Consider the following 17,136-nt stretch of genomic DNA (forward strand, 5'->3'; position numbering starts at 1 on the left):
TATGGGATTTCTTCTTTAAGTGGAGCTACAGATAATCGAGTTAGAGATTTAGAATTTTCATCTGAAAGTGGACTTTCAAAACAAGAGTTGTTAGATAAATTGGAGAATACGGTTAATCAAGTTAAAGCGACGATAATTCAAGTTTCTGATGAGCGTCTAACTCAGATAAAGGAGATTCAAGGATATCAATTTTCAGGTATTGGAAATGCTATTCATTTAGTAGAACACTTTTCGTATCATACGGGTCAGATTGCTTTTTGGGTAAAAATGCTTAAGTCTAAAGATTTAGGTTTTTATTCTAATGTTGACTTGAATAAAAGAAATAAAAAAGAATAATTATGTTAACCAAACGTATAATTCCCTGTCTCGATATCAAAAACGGAAGAACGGTAAAAGGTGTCAATTTTGTGGACTTGCGTGACGCCGGTGATCCGGTGGAACTGGCTGCAAAATATGCCGAAACAGGAGCAGACGAACTCGTTTTTCTTGATATTTCGGCTACAGAAGAACGCCGAAAAACCTTAGCCGATCTGGTATTACGTGTAGCAGAAAAAATAAATATTCCATTTACCGTAGGCGGTGGTATTTCCTCGGTTGAAGATGTAGATGTGTTGCTTCAGAATGGCGCAGATAAGGTTTCAATCAATTCTTCCGCAGTAAAAAATCCACAACTCATTAATGATTTGGCGGCAAAATTTGGTTCGCAATGTGTAGTTGTGGCGATTGATGCTAAACAGATCAATGGAAAGTGGACGGTGCATCTTGTAGGAGGAAAAGTCCCAACCGAACTCGATCTTTTTGAATGGGCAAAAGAAGTGGAAACCCGCGGCGCCGGCGAGATCTTATTCACCTCAATGGACCACGACGGTACTAAAAACGGATTTGCAGATGAAGCTTTAGCCAAGTTGAGTACGATGCTGAATATTCCTATTATTGCTTCAGGAGGGGCAGGAGCGATGCAGCATTTTACAGATACTTTTGTAAATGGAAAAGCAGATGCAGCCTTGGCAGCGAGTGTGTTTCATTTTCACGAAATCGACATTCCCGAACTCAAACAGGTTTTAAAAGAAAATAATATCCCGGTTAGAATTTAAAGACTTAGCCGAAAAACAACATAGTTACAATGGAAATTAAATACGATGAAAACGGACTCGTGCCGGCGATAATTCAAGATGCCAAGACTAAAACGGTTTTGATGCTAGGCTATATGAACGAAGAGGCCTATTTGAAAACCAATACTACTAAAAAAGTTACTTTTTACAGTAGAAGCAAACAGCGTTTATGGACAAAAGGCGAGGAAAGTGGGAATTTCTTGAATTTAGTTGCTATTAAAAATGACTGCGATAATGATTCGCTTTTGGTGACCGTAAATCCAGTAGGCCCTACGTGTCACACCGGAACAGATAATTGCTGGGGCGAGGATAACAAGCAGACTTTTGGTTTTCTAACGGAATTGGAGCAAACTATTGCAGACCGAAAAGCGAATCAGGATAACGATGATAGTTATGTCGCAAGTCTTTTTAGAAAAGGAATCAACAAAATTGCGCAGAAAGTAGGAGAGGAAGCCGTAGAAGTTGTTATTGAAGCAAAAGATGATAACGATGATTTATTTTTAAATGAAAGTGCAGACCTTCTTTTTCATTATCTCATATTGCTAAAAGCTAAAGGTTTTGGACTAAATGATATTGAACAGGTATTGCTTGATAGAAAGAAATAATTGAATCCGAGTAATTTAGACGTTTTCAATATCGCTAAAAATTTAAAGTCCTTTCCTACAAGAAAGGGCTTTTTTGTTGTTTATATTTTTTAGACAAACAACAAAATTTGACGTTACGAAGCACAAAATGCTTTTCGTAAAGGTGAAAAAAGTAGCCTTTTTCGACTATTCTAAGGATAAATCTAGAAATAATTAAAATTCAGTTATTTAGTACTTGTAGATTACTATTGTAGTATTTTTATCAAAGAATTAAATCAACTAAATCGATTGATATTTAGTGTTTTACAAGTAAAATTTGTAATATTTCTTTCTGAAATAATATTGAACGCAAATTATTACTAAAAAATATAGGCGCTTAGTACAAGTATTAATATTTAGTTAAAGGATTTAGGAGATCAAAGAAATGTAAATAATGCGCAGTTAAGCGTATTTGCTTGTATTTCATCTTGTTATTGAGGAAATTAGGGTAACAATCATCCAATTTAGATTATGCCCAAAATTCTACTTTTCTTCTCTCTTCTTCTTACATGTCTTATTGCCCATTCACAGGTAGGAATAGGAACTACAGATCCACATCCTGATGTGATGTTAGATGTCAATGGCGGATTGCGAATACGCAATTACAATGACGGTAGTGATAATGCAGCAAAAGATTCTTTGGTAGTCTTAGACGGAAGAGGAGTAGTGCATCGCATTGCTACAAGCACCTTACTTGCAAATATGGATAAGTCATTAGCCAAATATAATTACACTCCGTCTACAGGACTCGGTGTTTTTCTTGGCTATCACGAAGAATTAATCGTTTTTGACAATCAAGAATTTGATTTAAAAAATGAATATGATAGCACTTCTGGTATTTTCACTGCTCAACAAACGGGATTATATCGTATTGAAGGGCAAATAAAACTTGGACTTAACTTAACTATTGGATTTGGACTACGATTGAAAAAAATTCATCCTTCCGTTGAAATTTTAGCAGATGATTCATTTACCAATTTCCCAGGTGTAGCGAGAAGATTCTCAACAATAGTAGAACTTAATGCAGGAGATCAAATTGCATTTTATAACATTTTATCTATAAGCGGAATTATTGGGGTATCGGTAAGTCTCAGTGCTAATGCATACGATAATTATTTTACCATCGAACAAGTGCGTTAGCTATCCCTCCATTTCAATCAAGGTAAGGGCTAAGCGAATTTTATAGTATGGAATCTTTTCTTCAAAATGCTCAAAATAAGGCTTTAGACCTTCTGGATGTCCTAGTTCTTGTTGAGCGGTTTTTATCTGAGCAACTTCTGTTTGACTTACATAGTTATACAAGTCAAGATCAGCACCGTCTTGCGCTAATTTGGCTAAATGCGAATATACCGTGGTATCCTTTAAATCTCTTTTAGCCGCTATGGCTTCCACACTTAAACCATCTTTGAGCAGTTCATAGGTTACTTGATGTGTAGCACTTTTGCTACCTTTTTTCTTGATCTTATTTTTCTGAAAATCTATTATTGCTTTAATAAAAGCATCCCCATATACTTCAAGCTTGCGTTGCCCCACACCACTGATTTCAAGAAATTCCATTTCTGTGACCGGTCGTGCTTGTTCTAGTTCTTTTAGCGTTTTATCGCTGAATACTAAATAAGCAGGAATCTCTTCTTCTTTGGCAATTTCTGCACGCAGGGCACGCAGTTTTTCAAACAGTTCATTGCCTTTTTTGATTTTAGGCTTTTTAGCCTCAACAGGTTCCTTTTGCAATACTTCGGTAGGTGAAGTCAGTCGTACTCTTTTTCCGTGAAATAAAATTTCTTTACTGGATTCGGTCAGATGTAGATTGTTTCTCAAATGAAAAGCAATCTCACAATAGCCTTGATTGATGAGTTGTAAAACATAATGCTGCCAGTCTTTCCAAGAAACATCTTTTCCGATCCCGTAGGTGCTTACTTGATCTAACTGATGATCTAGAATATGTGCATTTTTAGCTCCTCTCAAAATATCAATGATCACCCCAATGGGTTCAGTACTTTTTACACGTGCGATCGTAGAAAGTGCTTTTTGAGCTAAAATGGTTCCGTCAAAAAACTGTGGCGGATTTTTACACACATCACAGTTGCCACAATCTTCGGCCAGGAATTCGCCAAAATAACTCAGTAAGATCTTACGCCTGCACGTTGTTGCTTCGGCATATTGCTTCATACGGTCAAGCTTCGCGTTTTGCACTTCTTCATTTCCGGCGCCTTGCGTAAAACGTCGCAGTTGCAGCACATCAGCATAACTGTGAAAAAGCAATGCGTGCGATTTCAGCCCGTCTCTTCCTGCCCGCCCAATTTCCTGATAATACCCTTCCAGGTTTTTAGGCATATTATAATGAATCACCCAGCGCACGTTAGATTTATCTATTCCCATCCCAAAAGCGACCGTAGCACAAACTACTTGGGTTTTATCATATATAAAATCTTCTTGCACTTTATTGCGCTCTTCAAAGCTTAAACCAGCGTGATAACATGTAGCTGCTATACCCTCTGCCTTTAAAGATTCTGAAACACTTTCGGTTGTTTTTCGGCTCAAGCAATAAATAATTCCGCTAGTGTCTGGGCGCTTTTCTAGAAAACTCTTGATCTGGTTTAGGCGTTTGTCTGCTGAGCGGACTTCTAACGTGATGTTTTTTCGGTCAAACGAACTGATAAATTGTTGTGCCTCAGAGATGTTTAATTGATTTGCAATATCCTCACGGGTCGCTTTGTCAGCAGTCGCCGTAAGCGCGATCATAGGAATTTGTGGTAAAGATTTTTTCAAAAATCCCAACTGCTGGTAAGAAGGTCTGAAATCGTGACCCCAAGAAGAAATGCAATGCGCCTCATCGATCGCAATACAGCTGATGTAAGTTTTGTTTAAAATAGGATTAAGACCCGATAAACTTTCGGGCGCCACGTAGAGCAATTTTAATTCGCGGTTGGCTACTTGATCTAGAATCTTTTGTTGGTCTTCCGCACTCTGGCTGCTGTTGTAAAAATCAGCGGCGATCCCGTTAGCTTTCAATCCATCAACCTGATCTTTCATCAGAGCGATCAAAGGTGAAATTACAAGTGTTAGGCCGTCAAAAAGAACAGCAGGAAGTTGGTAGCATATAGATTTTCCTCCGCCGGTTGGCATAATCACGATCGCATCATCACCACCAAGCACTGTCTCAATGATCTTACTTTGCTGATTTCTAAATCTATCGTACCCAAAGTATGTTTTTAGTGTTGTAAGCAATGTATTTTGATCTATTGATGCGCTCATAACTTCTTTTTCTCTATGATCGAGATTCAATCCCTGCGGAGTTTACCCGAAGTAGTTTATTGCAAAAAACGGAATTTTTAGGGAGACCTCAGTCGCTTTGCTTTTAGAATCTAAACGGAATTGATTAAGAGGCGTTACAGTTTACAAAAACCGTAAAATCAATATCGCATTTTTACGCTAAACTCAAATTATTAAACTAAAATTGACAATTGCATAATTCTTAAGTTTAACCTTTATAAAAGCTAATGCTCACGGGCTTTGGCTTCAAATTTATTACTAAAATTGTTCTACATGAAATCGAGAAAATATACCATTGCGGTCCTTCAATTGGCCTTAAACAATACATCCCAAAATAATTTGGAAAAGTGTAAAAAGTGGGTTGCAGATGCTGCTGAAAAGGGAGCTGAGATCATTTGTTTGCCTGAGCTGTACAGCAGTCATTATTTCTGTCAGGATGAGGATGTTGACAATTTTAAATATGCTGAACCGCTTTATGATGTGTCTTTTACTGAATTCAGTGCGCTGGCCAAACAATTAGGAGTCGTGATCATTGTTCCGTTTTTTGAAAAACGTATGAGCGGCATCTACCACAACAGTGCTTACATCATAGACACCGATGGGAGCGAAGCCGGACTTTACCGCAAAATGCATATTCCAGACGATCCTCATTTTTATGAAAAATTTTATTTCACTCCGGGAGATCTGGGTTTTAAAACGATCAAAACGCAAAAGGCTAATCTAGGTACCTTGATTTGCTGGGATCAGTGGTATCCTGAAGCAGCGCGTCTCACCGCGTTACAAGGCGCTGAAGTTTTGTTTTACCCGACCGCGATTGGCTGGCATCCGCAGGAAAAGGAAGAATTTGGAGTAAACCAGCACGGCGCTTGGATGAATGTTATGAAAGGGCACGCGGTGGCCAATGGAGTATATGTAGCTGCAGCAAACCGCATAGGACTAGAACAGTATGTGCCTGATACTAACGGCATCGAATTTTGGGGACAAAGCTTTATCTGTGGTCCGCAAGGAGAGATTTTAGCTCAGGCTTCAGCAGATCAAGAAGAAATACTTCTCGCAGAAATCGACCTTGATCTTCAAGAAAATGTACGCCAGAATTGGCCATTTTTTAGAGACCGTCGCATTGATTTTTACGGAGAAATAACCAAACGCGCACTAGATTAATCTATGAAAAACAACAGACGTTTACCTGCAGAATGGGAGAAGCAACAGGGGATTTTATTATGTTTTCCCAGTAATGGAAACGACTGGCCCGGTAAATACCAGGCAATTCAATTTGTTTTTATTGATTTCATAAAAAAGATAGCAGAAACCGAAACAGTTTTTCTACTCATCGGGCGGGAGAGTATGAAGGAAAAAGTGATCACACTGCTTGAGGCGGCACACGCCAATATGAGCAAGATCACGTTTATCTTACAGAAAACGAATCGCAGCTGGATGCGTGACTCAGGACCGATCATCGTTAAAAATAATGGAGCGCGGGAGGCGCTAAATTTTAATTTTAACGGCTGGGCAAAATATGGCAATTACCGTTTAGACAAACAAGTACCCAAACGTATGGCTGATTTTTTAGGGATACCACTTCAGCAGGTTATGTATAATGGGGAGCCAGTAATTCTTGAGGGTGGCGCTATTGATGTAAATGGTAAAGGAACTTTACTCACTTCTGAAGAGTGTTTATTAGATCCTAAAATTCAAGTGCGCAATCCGGGATTTACTAAAGAAGATTACGAGAGCATTTTTAAGCAGTATTTTGGGGTTACAAATACTATTTGGCTGGGCAATGGTATCGCAGGAGATGATACTCATGGGCATATAGATGATCTCTGCCGTTTCGTAGATGCAAAAACCATTGTTACAGTGGTAGAAACTGATAAAATAGATCCTAATTATGCTGCCCTGCAAGATAATTTAGCCCGTTTAGAATTGGCTAAATTAGAAGACGGCAGCAGCCCTAAAGTCGTGACCTTGCCTATGCCCAAGCGCATTGACTATGAAGACTTGAGGCTTCCGGCGAGTTATGCTAATTTTCTAATTCTCAATAAAACGATTTTGATGCCCACCTTTAATGATCCTAATGACTGTGTGGCTTTACAGACCTTGTCTGATCTTTTTCCAACACGCAGCGTCGTAGGTATTTGTGCTCTTGATCTGGTTTGGGGCTTAGGTACTTTGCATTGTTTAAGTCAGCAAATTCCTTCTTAAATAGGTATAGAATAGAAGCCGTTTAAAACCGTACATTTGCAGCGGTTAAAGCAACTGCATGGTTGCTAAAATAATTATTATGGCCTCTTTTGAAGATTTTAAAATAAATAAGCAATTGCGTTATGCAATTGAAGATCTGGGTTTTTCTACTCCGACACCTATTCAAGAACAAGCGTTTTCTGTAGTCAAATCAGGACGCGATGTTGTTGGGATTGCCCAGACCGGTACCGGGAAAACCTTTGCATATATGCTTCCGGTATTAGAAAATTTAAAATTCTCAAAGCAGATCAATCCGCGTGTTTTAATTATTGTACCCACCCGCGAACTCGTTTTACAAGTCACAGAACAGGTGAAAGCCTACGGTAAATACAGCTCCATCAGAGTGGTTGGGGTGTATGGTGGAACCAATATCAATACGCAAAAAGAGGCGGTATTACAAGGTTGCGATATTCTCGTAGGTACTCCGGGACGGTTGTATGATTTAGCACTAAGTAGAGCGCTTCAATTAAAATCTGTAAAACAATTGATCATTGATGAAGTAGATGTCCTGCTGGATCTTGGTTTTCGTTTTCAACTGGTGAATATTTTTGATTTACTTCCGGCTAAACGACAAAACATCATGTTTTCGGCAACGATGACTGATGAAGTAGACGAGTTGATGGACACTTTTTTTACCAGTCCAGAACGCATTCAAGTGGCGCTGAGCGGTACTCCGCTAGATGCTATTGAGCAGCATTATTATGAAGTACCCAACTTTTACACTAAAGCAAATTTACTCAGTGTTTTACTGAAAGATAAAAACGAATTCAAAAAAACGCTGGTATTTGTTTCAAATAAAAAGCTGGCAGACCGACTTTTTAAAGTGCTTGAAGAAGTCTTTGGAAATGAAGTAGGCGTGATTCACGCTAATAAAACACAAAACTACCGCATCAATGCGATAGAGCAATTTGACGCCGGCACGTATCGTATTTTGGTCACTACAGACGTGATGGCACGCGGTCTGGATCTTGATGAAGTAACTCACGTATTTAACGTAGATGTACCGCGTTTTGCCGAAAACTACATGCACCGTATAGGTCGTACAGGTAGGGCAGGAACCACTGGTAAAAGTTATTTAATAGGTACGCCAGATGAGCTGGAGCGCAAAGAGGCTATTGAAGCCTTAATGAATAAAAGTATCGCGCAGGTAGATCTTCCGGAGGGCTTAGAAGTATCGAAACGTTTAATTCCCGAAGAAGAGCCCAATTACGTTGAGATCAACAATCCTACAAAACGAGACGACACCCGTGGCGCTAGTTTTCACGAGAAAAAGGAAAAAAATAAAAAGGTCAATCTTGGCGGAAAGTACAAACGAGAAATTGCCAAGAAATATAAAAAACCGAAGACTCGTGGAGACAAAAACTACAACCGTAGAAATAAGCGTAAATAGCTAGAGGTTCTACAGTTGGCATTGTAACGTTTTCGCTGGTCAGGAAACGTTATAAACTTATTTCAGTATCAAAAAGATATTCTTCACAAACACGTCAAAAACTTTTACAGAAGGTATTTATTTTAATAATTCTGTAAAAATAGTGTTATAAAATTTCGTACTTTTTAAACTTTAAATGCATTTTTGATGAATTGGAGGGCTAATCGGTTAATCAACTGAAGCTTCCCCTGAAATTTATAATTTGCTCGAAACAAATGCCTTGAGTTTAGCTACGAGGTAGTTACAATAGAAGTATGAAACGTAGAAATACCATTAAACTGCTTACGCTGGGCACAGGAGCAGTTTTTGTTTCGCCGCTCGTTAGCGGCTTGCTTTCCGGGTGCAAAGCAGAACCAAAAGCGCCAGAATTCGATCCGGAATTCTTCAATGAAAACGATCTGCCCTTTTTGGTTGCGGTTATAGATACTTTAATTCCGGCGACTGATAGTCCTTCGGCATCAGGAGTAGGGGTTCCACAAATGCTAGATCATATGATAGCCGGACTTTATTCAGAAACAGATCAGGCCAATTTCTCAATGCAATTTTCGGCTTTAAAAGATTACCTCAATACCATAGACGGCCAGTCTTTTGTTTACTTGGATCCTGAGGAGCAAACGGCACATATTCAAGAGCTTATCAACTCAAGGGAAGATTCAACTAATGCTGCACGTAGCGGACTTTTAGCAATTAAAAATCAATCAGTTAATTATTATTTAAATACTGAAACGATCGCTAAAAATCATTTGAATTATTTACCGGTGCCGGGACCTTTTTTACCGTGTGTACCTCTTGATGAACTTAACGGAAAAGCCTGGGCAATATGAAAACAGAAGATACAATGAACACCCAATATGACGCTATTGTAGTAGGCTCCGGAATCAGTGGTGGCTACGCAGCAATGGAACTTTGTAAAAAAGGCTATAAGACGCTAGTGCTTGAGCGCGGTCGGGATGTGGAACATATCAGCGATTATGAAACTGCGAACGACGATAACTGGGATTTACCGTATAATGGGCGCGTTCCTAAAAAGGAAATAGATGCGCACTATCCTAAACAGAATCGCTTAAGCTGGTGGGTTAATCAAGATAATAAGCCGTTTATTAACAAAGATGATGAATACCCGTATGAAGAGCTTTCCCGCTTTGACTGGATTCGCGGGCATCACGTTGGTGGGCGTTCAATTATGTGGGGCCGGCATTGTTACCGCTGGAGCGATATTGATTTTGAAGCCAATAAAAAGGAAGGTATTGCGATAGACTGGCCCATACGCTATGCTGATATTGAACCTTGGTATGATCAGGTAGAAACTTTTGTTGGGGTGAGTGGCCAAGCCGAAGGTTTGAAACAAGTTCCTGATGGAAAATTTTTAAAGCCTTTTGAACTCAATTGTGCCGAACAGGATTTTAGAGAAAAGGTAAACGCTAAATATCCGGAACGAGTGGTGACTCCGGGGCGTATTGCCAACTTATCTGAGTACGACCCCGAGGTGCATTTGGGCACACGCGGCCAGTGTCAAACCCGTAACCGCTGTTGGCGGGGTTGTCCTTTTGGTGCGTATTTCAGCAGTCAGTCTGCGACTTTACCTGTTGCTCGAGAAACCGGTAATCTTACCGTAAGACCCTTTAGCATTGCCGCTGAAGTTTGTTACGATCCAAAAACGCAAAAAGCTACCGGTGTTCGTGTGATTGATGCCAATACCGGAGAAGAAACGGTATTTACAGCCCGTATAATCTTTTGTAATGCAAGCACGGTAGGTACTACAGCCTTATTACTAAACAGCAGGTCTGAACGTTTCCCTAACGGTATGGGGAACGATAGCGGTGAACTAGGCCATAATTTAATGGATCATCACTACGGAATGGGAGCCGGCGGTACCTATCCCGGTTTTGAAGATGTGTACTACCAAGGCCGCAAAGCCAACGGGTTTTACATTCCGAGGTTTAGAAATATTGATGATGAAACAAAACGCGCAGATTACCTGAGAGGCTTTGGCTACCAAGGGAATATTTCTCGCGGAGCATATGTACCGGAAGATACAATAGGAGTGGAGCTTAAAGAAACCATCTTTAAACCCGGGCCTTATAATGTTTCGGTGGCGTGTTTTGGAGAAATGTTGCCATATCACGAAAACCGAATGTTTTTAGATTTTGAAAAGCGGGATCAACACGGAATGCCCATCATTACATTTGATGCGAAATTACGTGATAACGAGATGAAACTACGTGAGGATGGCGTGCAATGTGCCGTTGAAATGCTAGAAGCTGCCGGTGTTGAAAATATATGGAGCTATAATGATCTTACTGCTCCCGGCGCGTGTATTCACGAGATGGGTACTGCCAGAATGGGTAGTGATCCTAAAACTAGCGTACTCAACAAATGGAATCAAATACACGCAGTACCTAACGTTTTTGTTACTGATGGCGCGTGTATGACCAGTAGCGGCACCCAAAATCCCAGTATTACCTATATGGCGCTAACCGCCCGTGCAGTAGATTACGCAGATAGACAGATAAAAGCGGGGAGGTTGTAATTTTTAAATTAATGTTTTAAAAAACAGTAAGATTTTTGGTTAAGTATAGTAATTCTAATGTAACGGCAAAAATTGGTGTAAACTTTCTAAGAAGTTTGATAGAAGAAAATGGTAGTATTTTTCACAAAATAGAACAAGAAAATGATTTAGGTATTGACGGTATTATTGAATTTATCCAAGATGGAAAACCCATAAATAAGAGTATAGCGGTTCAAATTAAATCTGGAGATTCTTACTTTATTAAAAGTAAACAAATGTGTAAAATACCAATAGATCAACATCGAGATTATTGGTCAAATTATCATTTGCCTGTATATGGATTTGTTTTTATACCAGCTTTGAATAAGGCATTCTGGATTAATATTAAAAAGTATTTAGATGACAATCCTTATTCTAAACATATAGCGTTTAAAATCAACGAGATAAATCAATTATCAAATAATACCTTTTTAGAAATTTTCATACCTATAATACTGAATAAAACTCCTAATTTACCTCTTGTTGAATCAATTAATTTATTCAATTCCAGGGATTCAATGGAGTATGTTATAGGTCGTGATAGCCTTTTTATAAATCATATAAATAAAATTGAAGTCTGGGATAATTTTATAAATAAATTATTAGGTGAAGCAATGAGAGATAAACGATTAATCTATTATTTATCACATATTCCTTGGCATCCTGATATATGGTATACAGGTGAAAGAATTAAGAAACCGATAAAAGATTATGTCCTTGAAAGGATTTATAATTTTGAATTGCATGATGTGGTTTTATTAATAGATAATATAGATGACCGAGGAATTGAACGAGGAACAATTGGGCAATCTGTGGATTCAGTATTATTTAGAGTAAAGGATATCAATGATAAGCTTATACAAATTTTGAGAAATTCAGATTTAAATGTTAGAATTCGCAATTTATCTGGTTTTTTACTAGCCTTTTATATGCAGGAAGATTCTATTCCTTTTTTGAATGATTTAGAACCAGATCAATCTAATTTTTCATTAGAACTTATTACTCATTTGGAGGAATATGGGCATTTTAATCCGTATATATAAAACTTAAAGTAGCCCATCCCAAGCTAATACTTCGCCCGGTTGCAGGGTATTGAGTTTTAAATTTCCCACGCGTACCCGTACTAATCTTAAAGTAGGGCAGTCAATTGCAGAAGTCATCTTGCGCACCTGTCTAAACTTACCTTCAGTGATGGTGATGCTCAACCAAGTGGTTGGTCCGTGGCGGGAATCTCTTATTTTTTTTCCGCGATCGGGCAGTGCCGGTACTCCCTCGAGCTTTTGTACCTCGCAGGGTTTCGTAGTATATTTTTTGCCCTCTAAGCCTATCTCTATTCCTTTTCTCAACTGATCTAGTTGGACTTCGGTGGGCACGCCGTCTACCAAAGCATAATATTCTTTTTCAATCCCGCTTCGGTTGATGTGATCGCTCAGAACACCATCGGTTGTCATGAGTAATAAGCCTTCAGACTTTTCATCAAGCCGTCCAATGGGCATTATTCCTTCTGGCCAATCGTAAAGTTCAGCTAGGAATTTTTTCTTCCGCCGTTGGCGTAAATCATTACTGCTCAGCTGACTGATGTAGCCATAGGGTTTAAATAATAGAAAATGCTGTGGTGAGGCCAAGAGACTTATTTTTTTCGCCTTACGAAAGTATAAAAATATCAATGAATCTGAGGTTACAGCTTTAGCCGGAGATGTAAGCGGTTTAGGCTCTAAAAGCTTATTTTTGGTTACTTCAACGCAATACAGATTCTTTTCTGCTTTTTATGACAGGACAACACAAGCGCAAGCAGCAGGCCAAACTACTTAGACAATTTAGAAGCGTTCACCGAGCTATGGGCGCTTTATTATTTGTTTTCTTTTTTGTGATTTCGGTTTCAGGATTACTGCTGGGCATCAAGAAAAACAGCGGAGATCTACTCTTACCAAAAACTCAAAAAGGCACAACAACCGATTTAACACAGTGGCTTCCGCTAGAGGATTTAAAGGAGCAAGCGATACAGGTTTTGCACGATTCTGTTTCGGCAGACTTGTCAACTAAACTAGACCGTATTGATGTAAGGAATGAAAAAGGAATCGTCAAATTTATCTTTGATGGCCATTATTGCGGAATACAGTTAGATGGTGCTACCGGCAATGTTTTGCACATTGGTAAGCGGCGCTCAGACGTGATCGAGAATATTCACGACGGCTCGATACTCGATAATTATCTGGGAACGGGCGGCTATATCAAATTGGTTTACACACTGGTGATGAGCATTGCTTTGCTGTTGTTTACCATTACCGGATTTTGGCTGTGGTATGGTCCTAAGCGTATGCGAAAAGGCCGTAATTAATTGATTAAAAATTCACTATGCTGAAACAATTTGGCGGAAAAATCACTCCTGAATTGAAAAAACGCTACGCCCAATCTCCGAATTGGAAGTCGGATAGTTTTCAAAATCTGGAAGAAACCACAATGGATATTGGCCTGGCGGAAATGCCCGGTATGCTTTGGAAGATGTTTTTCTCTAAAGGAAACACCATTCCTCAAAAAAACTTACCCATTCAGGCTTTTGATAAAACGGCATTTTTAGCGCCAGATAATTCCTTAAAATATATTTGGTACGGCCACGGTGTTTATTTACTACGCTTGGCCGGAAAAACAATTCTAATCGACCCAATGCTTGGTCCCGATGCAGCACCAATTGCTCCTACAAAAAGTGCGCGTTTTTCAGAAAACACCTTGCAATTGATTGATGATTTTCCGCAAATTGATTTGATGTTACTCACACACGATCACTACGATCATCTGGATTATGCAAGTTTTAAAAAATTGCTTCCAAAAGTCAAAAAGTACTATGTCGCGTTGGGTTGTGGCAGACACTTGGAGGCGTGGGGTGCCGCCCCACATACCATTACGGAATTTGATTGGTGGGACTCCTACACGTTTGCAGATATTGAGATTACGTTTACCCCCAGCAGGCATTTTTCGGGAAGAGGTTTAAGGGATAGAGCCAAATCACTCTGGGGCGGTTGGGTATTAAAAACCGCCAAAACCACTTTATTTCATACAGGAGATGGCGGCTACGGCGCTCATTTTAAAGAAATAGGAGAGCGTTTGGGCCCGTTTGATCTGGGTTTTGTAGAATGTGGTCAATATAACGAGCGCTGGCGTGCGATACATATGCTGCCCGATGAGGCTGTACAAGCCGCTTGCGATGCTCAAATAAAACGAGCGACACCGTATCATTGGGGTGGATTCAAATTGGCTTTTCATTCGTGGACCGCTCCTGCAGAAGATTTTACAGCAGCGGCCCACCTAAAGGATTTAGAGTATACCTTGCCAAAATTAGGACAGTTAATGCACCTCGATCAACCAGCACAAGTTGACGCTTGGTGGAAAGACATCACCTAAAGTATGGAAAACAAAGCCATTTATGCCGTAATTCTTGCTGCGCTAATCGCCGGATTTAACGGGATTCTTATAAAAGCGATGCCCAGTTTATCTACCGGTGCTATCGGTTGGTTTCGGGCGGGAGTTCCTGTATTGTTTTTGCTGCCGGGATTGCTTAAAGCAAGGCAGTTAAAAGTACAAGGCAATACCAGAATGCTCTTAATGGCCTCGGTGATCAATGCGGTGCGTACTTATTTTTTTCTGCTGGCTTTTATATATACTTCAGTAGGTAATGCTATTGTTCTGTTTTACATATATCCGCTGTTCATCACCATTATTGAAACTACGGTTTACAAAGCTCCCATTAGCAAGAAACAAGTTTTATTTATGCTTTTAGCCTTCGGCGGAATTGCTTTCACCTATGCTGATAAAGAATTTAGTTTTGAATCTCGGGATTTTATAGGAATGCTTGCTGCGATTCTTGCTGCGGTAGGTTATGCCTTTTTTGTTTCGATCTTTAAGCGGCAAACCCAAGACTGCAACCGAAACCAATTGCTTTTTTACCAGAATTTAGCAGGAGCGGTTTTATTCATTCCTTTTTTATTCGGTTTAAAGGATGTTGCATTGACACATATGGGAATTGGCGTTTTTTATGGACTTCTTATTGGGATCGTGCAGTTTGGACTGTTCTTTTTCGGACTAAAACACCTCAATGCCACTACCGCCGCCTCTTTGATGTATTTAGAAGTGTTAAGCGCAGTACTCCTGAGTTTTTTCATTTTGAACGAGCAACTCAGCTGGAATACCTATGTAGGCGGCGCCTTGATTTTGATAAGCAGTTTCTTTATTTCCCGATTGAATAGAAAAACACCTTAGCTTCTAAAAGTTCAAGGAGTTCGGTCTTGCCAAGATTGCGTTAAACTTTAGCCAATCCTGTTTCAATCCCTTGACAAATGGGCGTTCATCGCTTATTTTGTGTTAAAACAAAAACTATGAGCGAAGTTAAAGCATATGGTGCTGCTGACCCTAAAGCAGACCTGAAACAAATCAACATCGAGCGTCGTGAGGTAACTCCACGTGATGTAAAAATTAAAATTACCTATTGCGGGGTGTGTCACAGTGATATTCACACCGTACGCAACGATTGGGGCGGTTCTAAATACCCAGTAGTTCCAGGACATGAGATCATTGGAAAAGTACTTGAAGTAGGCAGCGAAGTTTCTGATTTTAAAGTTGGAGATACCGTTGGCGTAGGTTGTATGGTAGATTCATGTAGAGAATGCGAATCGTGTAAACATGACTTGGAGCAATTTTGTGAGCAGGGAATGGTAGGCACCTACAATGGAAAAGACAAACATTTAGGCGGACATACCTACGGAGGATATTCTGAAGAGATCATTGTAGATAAATATTATGTGTTAAGCGTTCCTGAGAATCTGGATGAGAATGCTGTAGCACCACTTTTATGTGCAGGAATCACAACATTCTCTCCTTTAAACCACTGGAAGGTAGGTAAGGGAGATAAAGTGGGTGTAATTGGTTTAGGTGGTCTTGGCCATATGGGAATAAAATTTGCTCACGCGATGGGAGCACACGTGGTAATGATCACCACAAGCCCAGGCAAAGCAGAAGATGCTAAACGTTTAGGAGCAGACGAAGTTTTGATCTCTAAAAATGAAGAGGCGATGAAAAAGCACGCCAATTCGTTCGACTTCTTGCTGAATACTGTTCCGGTAGGTCACGATATTAATCCGTACTTAAGTTTGTTGAAAATAGACGCTACGATGTGCATGGTAGGCGCAGTAGAGCCACTGGAACCTGTACATGGGGGCAGTCTTATTATGGGGCGAAAAAATGTTGCCGGTTCGTTAATTGGTGGTATAAAAGAGACTCAGGAAATGCTTGATTTTTGTGGAGAGCACAATATTGTAAGCGATATCGAGATGATCGACATTAATACCATAAACGATGCCTATGATCGCGTCGTAAACGGAGATGTAAAATACCGTTTTGTAATTGATATGGAATCCCTACGAAACTAAGTAAGTTCTTGATATTACTTTTATTGAAAAAAATCCGTTAGAGAATTCTAACGGATTTTTCTATTTTATAAAATACTGATTCTAGGAAGCGATACCGGCGTTTTTAAAGAGTTGCTGAAGATCTTCAGCAATAGGAAAAGGCTTTAGAGGCGGAACATTAGCACCACTGGGATTGCCCACCGGAACTTTACCCACAAAAGATTTCACTCCTCCAAAAACCAATCTTGGAATCTGCCCAAAAACTTCCTTTGCACTTTTTATTTTTAAACCAAATTGAAGCATTTTCCAATGCACATAACTATGCGCAAAAGGATACCGCTGACCAATAATATGAGCACGCTCCAGATGTTGCCACGCGATTTGTATATGCCCGTTGCTATAAGCTTCAGTATAGTGTTGCAGTTCCTGATCGTAATAAGGCTTTAAAGATTGAGGTAAATGCGTATAAAACTTCATAAGCTGTAATTTTCGGTTTCATTCTTCTAAAGAT

Annotated in this window: 17 protein-coding genes; 14 read left to right on the forward strand and 3 right to left on the reverse strand. The window is 39.6% G+C overall.

What is annotated here, in order from left to right; genetic code table 11:
• Positions 1-6 precede the first annotated feature (6 nt).
• The 4 genes from HCN54_RS06440 to HCN54_RS06455 all read left to right on the forward strand — a co-directional run bounded on the left by HCN54_RS06440 (position 7) and on the right by HCN54_RS06455 (position 2,875).
• A complete protein-coding gene (locus HCN54_RS06440) occupies positions 7-336 on the forward strand; it encodes a DUF1572 family protein (protein WP_317172020.1) in 330 nt (109 codons plus the stop codon).
• A 2-nt stretch (positions 337-338) separates the two neighbouring features.
• Entirely contained in the window at positions 339-1,094 is a 756-nt protein-coding gene (hisF, locus tag HCN54_RS06445) for an imidazole glycerol phosphate synthase subunit HisF (protein ID WP_167597037.1), read from the forward strand.
• Between the two features lie 29 nt (positions 1,095-1,123).
• Entirely contained in the window at positions 1,124-1,717 is a 594-nt protein-coding gene (gene hisIE / locus HCN54_RS06450; protein ID WP_167597038.1) for a bifunctional phosphoribosyl-AMP cyclohydrolase/phosphoribosyl-ATP diphosphatase HisIE, read from the forward strand.
• 489 nt (positions 1,718-2,206) lie between these two features.
• The gene (locus HCN54_RS06455; protein ID WP_167597039.1) at positions 2,207-2,875 is read left to right on the forward strand and encodes a C1q-like domain-containing protein; all 669 of its coding nucleotides are present in this window, start codon (positions 2,207-2,209) and stop codon (positions 2,873-2,875) included.
• Here the strand turns inward: HCN54_RS06455 and recQ are convergent, their stop codons facing one another.
• Entirely contained in the window at positions 2,876-4,990 is a 2,115-nt protein-coding gene (recQ, locus tag HCN54_RS06460; RefSeq protein ID WP_167597040.1) for a DNA helicase RecQ, read from the reverse strand.
• Between the two features lie 291 nt (positions 4,991-5,281).
• Here recQ and HCN54_RS06465 point away from each other — a divergent pair, with 291 nt between their 5' ends.
• From HCN54_RS06465 to HCN54_RS06490, 6 genes are all read left to right on the forward strand, one after another.
• A complete protein-coding gene (locus HCN54_RS06465) occupies positions 5,282-6,169 on the forward strand; it encodes a carbon-nitrogen hydrolase (RefSeq protein WP_167597041.1) in 888 nt (295 codons plus the stop codon).
• Between the two features lie 3 nt (positions 6,170-6,172).
• The gene (locus HCN54_RS06470) at positions 6,173-7,210 is read left to right on the forward strand and encodes an agmatine/peptidylarginine deiminase (RefSeq protein ID WP_167597042.1); all 1,038 of its coding nucleotides are present in this window, start codon (positions 6,173-6,175) and stop codon (positions 7,208-7,210) included.
• Between the two features lie 79 nt (positions 7,211-7,289).
• On the forward strand, positions 7,290-8,639 hold the full coding sequence (locus HCN54_RS06475; protein WP_167597043.1) for a DEAD/DEAH box helicase: 1,350 nt from the start codon (positions 7,290-7,292) through the stop codon (positions 8,637-8,639).
• 293 nt (positions 8,640-8,932) lie between these two features.
• Entirely contained in the window at positions 8,933-9,502 is a 570-nt protein-coding gene (locus HCN54_RS06480; protein ID WP_167597044.1) for a gluconate 2-dehydrogenase subunit 3 family protein, read from the forward strand.
• Complete coding sequence (locus HCN54_RS06485; RefSeq protein ID WP_167597045.1) at positions 9,499-11,208, forward strand: GMC oxidoreductase; 1,710 nt, start codon at positions 9,499-9,501, stop codon at positions 11,206-11,208. Before HCN54_RS06480 ends, HCN54_RS06485 begins: the two co-directional genes overlap by 4 nt.
• A 35-nt stretch (positions 11,209-11,243) precedes the next feature.
• The gene (locus HCN54_RS06490) at positions 11,244-12,269 is read left to right on the forward strand and encodes a DUF4365 domain-containing protein (RefSeq protein WP_167597046.1); all 1,026 of its coding nucleotides are present in this window, start codon (positions 11,244-11,246) and stop codon (positions 12,267-12,269) included.
• A gap of 3 nt (positions 12,270-12,272) precedes the next feature.
• Here HCN54_RS06490 and HCN54_RS06495 read toward each other — a convergent pair whose 3' ends face one another.
• Positions 12,273-12,851: a pseudouridine synthase gene (locus HCN54_RS06495; protein WP_167597047.1), complete on the reverse strand. Its 579-nt coding sequence runs from the start codon at positions 12,849-12,851 to the stop codon at positions 12,273-12,275.
• Between the two features lie 143 nt (positions 12,852-12,994).
• On the opposite strand from HCN54_RS06495, the gene HCN54_RS06500 reads away from it, so the two are divergent.
• The 4 genes from HCN54_RS06500 (at position 12,995) to HCN54_RS06515 (ending at position 16,646) form a co-directional block, all read left to right on the forward strand.
• Entirely contained in the window at positions 12,995-13,564 is a 570-nt protein-coding gene (locus HCN54_RS06500; RefSeq protein ID WP_167597048.1) for a PepSY-associated TM helix domain-containing protein, read from the forward strand.
• A 17-nt stretch (positions 13,565-13,581) separates the two neighbouring features.
• Positions 13,582-14,625, forward strand: a complete 1,044-nt coding sequence (locus HCN54_RS06505; protein WP_167597049.1) for an MBL fold metallo-hydrolase — start codon at positions 13,582-13,584, stop codon at positions 14,623-14,625.
• Positions 14,626-14,628: 3 nt separating this feature from the next.
• Positions 14,629-15,480 carry a DMT family transporter gene (locus HCN54_RS06510; RefSeq protein WP_167597050.1) on the forward strand — a complete coding sequence of 284 codons (852 nt, stop codon included), beginning with the start codon at positions 14,629-14,631 and terminating at the stop codon, positions 15,478-15,480.
• Between the two features lie 116 nt (positions 15,481-15,596).
• Positions 15,597-16,646: an NAD(P)-dependent alcohol dehydrogenase gene (locus tag HCN54_RS06515; RefSeq protein WP_167597051.1), complete on the forward strand. Its 1,050-nt coding sequence runs from the start codon at positions 15,597-15,599 to the stop codon at positions 16,644-16,646.
• 81 nt (positions 16,647-16,727) lie between these two features.
• On the opposite strand, the gene HCN54_RS06520 is transcribed toward HCN54_RS06515, so the two are convergent.
• Entirely contained in the window at positions 16,728-17,102 is a 375-nt protein-coding gene (locus HCN54_RS06520) for a DUF3703 domain-containing protein (RefSeq protein ID WP_167597052.1), read from the reverse strand.
• Positions 17,103-17,136 lie beyond the last annotated feature (34 nt).

It is taken from the genome of Leeuwenhoekiella sp. ZYFB001, from assembly GCF_011784865.1.
GTDB classification, from domain to species: Bacteria; Bacteroidota; Bacteroidia; order Flavobacteriales; family Flavobacteriaceae; genus Leeuwenhoekiella; species Leeuwenhoekiella palythoae.

Excerpts from the sequence above, each read along its gene's own strand:
- hisF (WP_167597037.1), top strand. The coding sequence starts at position 339 with ATGTTAACCAAACGTATAATTCCCTGTCTCGATATCAAAAACGGAAGA.
- hisIE (WP_167597038.1), top strand. The coding sequence starts at position 1,124 with ATGGAAATTAAATACGATGAAAACGGACTCGTGCCGGCGATAATTCAA.
- HCN54_RS06455 (WP_167597039.1), top strand. The coding sequence starts at position 2,207 with ATGCCCAAAATTCTACTTTTCTTCTCTCTTCTTCTTACATGTCTTATT.
- recQ (WP_167597040.1), bottom strand. The coding sequence starts at position 4,990 with ATGAGCGCATCAATAGATCAAAATACATTGCTTACAACACTAAAAACA.
- HCN54_RS06465 (WP_167597041.1), top strand. The coding sequence starts at position 5,282 with ATGAAATCGAGAAAATATACCATTGCGGTCCTTCAATTGGCCTTAAAC.
- HCN54_RS06470 (WP_167597042.1), top strand. The coding sequence starts at position 6,173 with ATGAAAAACAACAGACGTTTACCTGCAGAATGGGAGAAGCAACAGGGG.
- HCN54_RS06475 (WP_167597043.1), top strand. The coding sequence starts at position 7,290 with ATGGCCTCTTTTGAAGATTTTAAAATAAATAAGCAATTGCGTTATGCA.
- HCN54_RS06480 (WP_167597044.1), top strand. The coding sequence starts at position 8,933 with ATGAAACGTAGAAATACCATTAAACTGCTTACGCTGGGCACAGGAGCA.
- HCN54_RS06485 (WP_167597045.1), top strand. The coding sequence starts at position 9,499 with ATGAAAACAGAAGATACAATGAACACCCAATATGACGCTATTGTAGTA.
- HCN54_RS06500 (WP_167597048.1), top strand. The coding sequence starts at position 12,995 with ATGACAGGACAACACAAGCGCAAGCAGCAGGCCAAACTACTTAGACAA.
- HCN54_RS06505 (WP_167597049.1), top strand. The coding sequence starts at position 13,582 with ATGCTGAAACAATTTGGCGGAAAAATCACTCCTGAATTGAAAAAACGC.
- HCN54_RS06510 (WP_167597050.1), top strand. The coding sequence starts at position 14,629 with ATGGAAAACAAAGCCATTTATGCCGTAATTCTTGCTGCGCTAATCGCC.
- HCN54_RS06515 (WP_167597051.1), top strand. The coding sequence starts at position 15,597 with ATGAGCGAAGTTAAAGCATATGGTGCTGCTGACCCTAAAGCAGACCTG.
- HCN54_RS06520 (WP_167597052.1), bottom strand. The coding sequence starts at position 17,102 with ATGAAGTTTTATACGCATTTACCTCAATCTTTAAAGCCTTATTACGAT.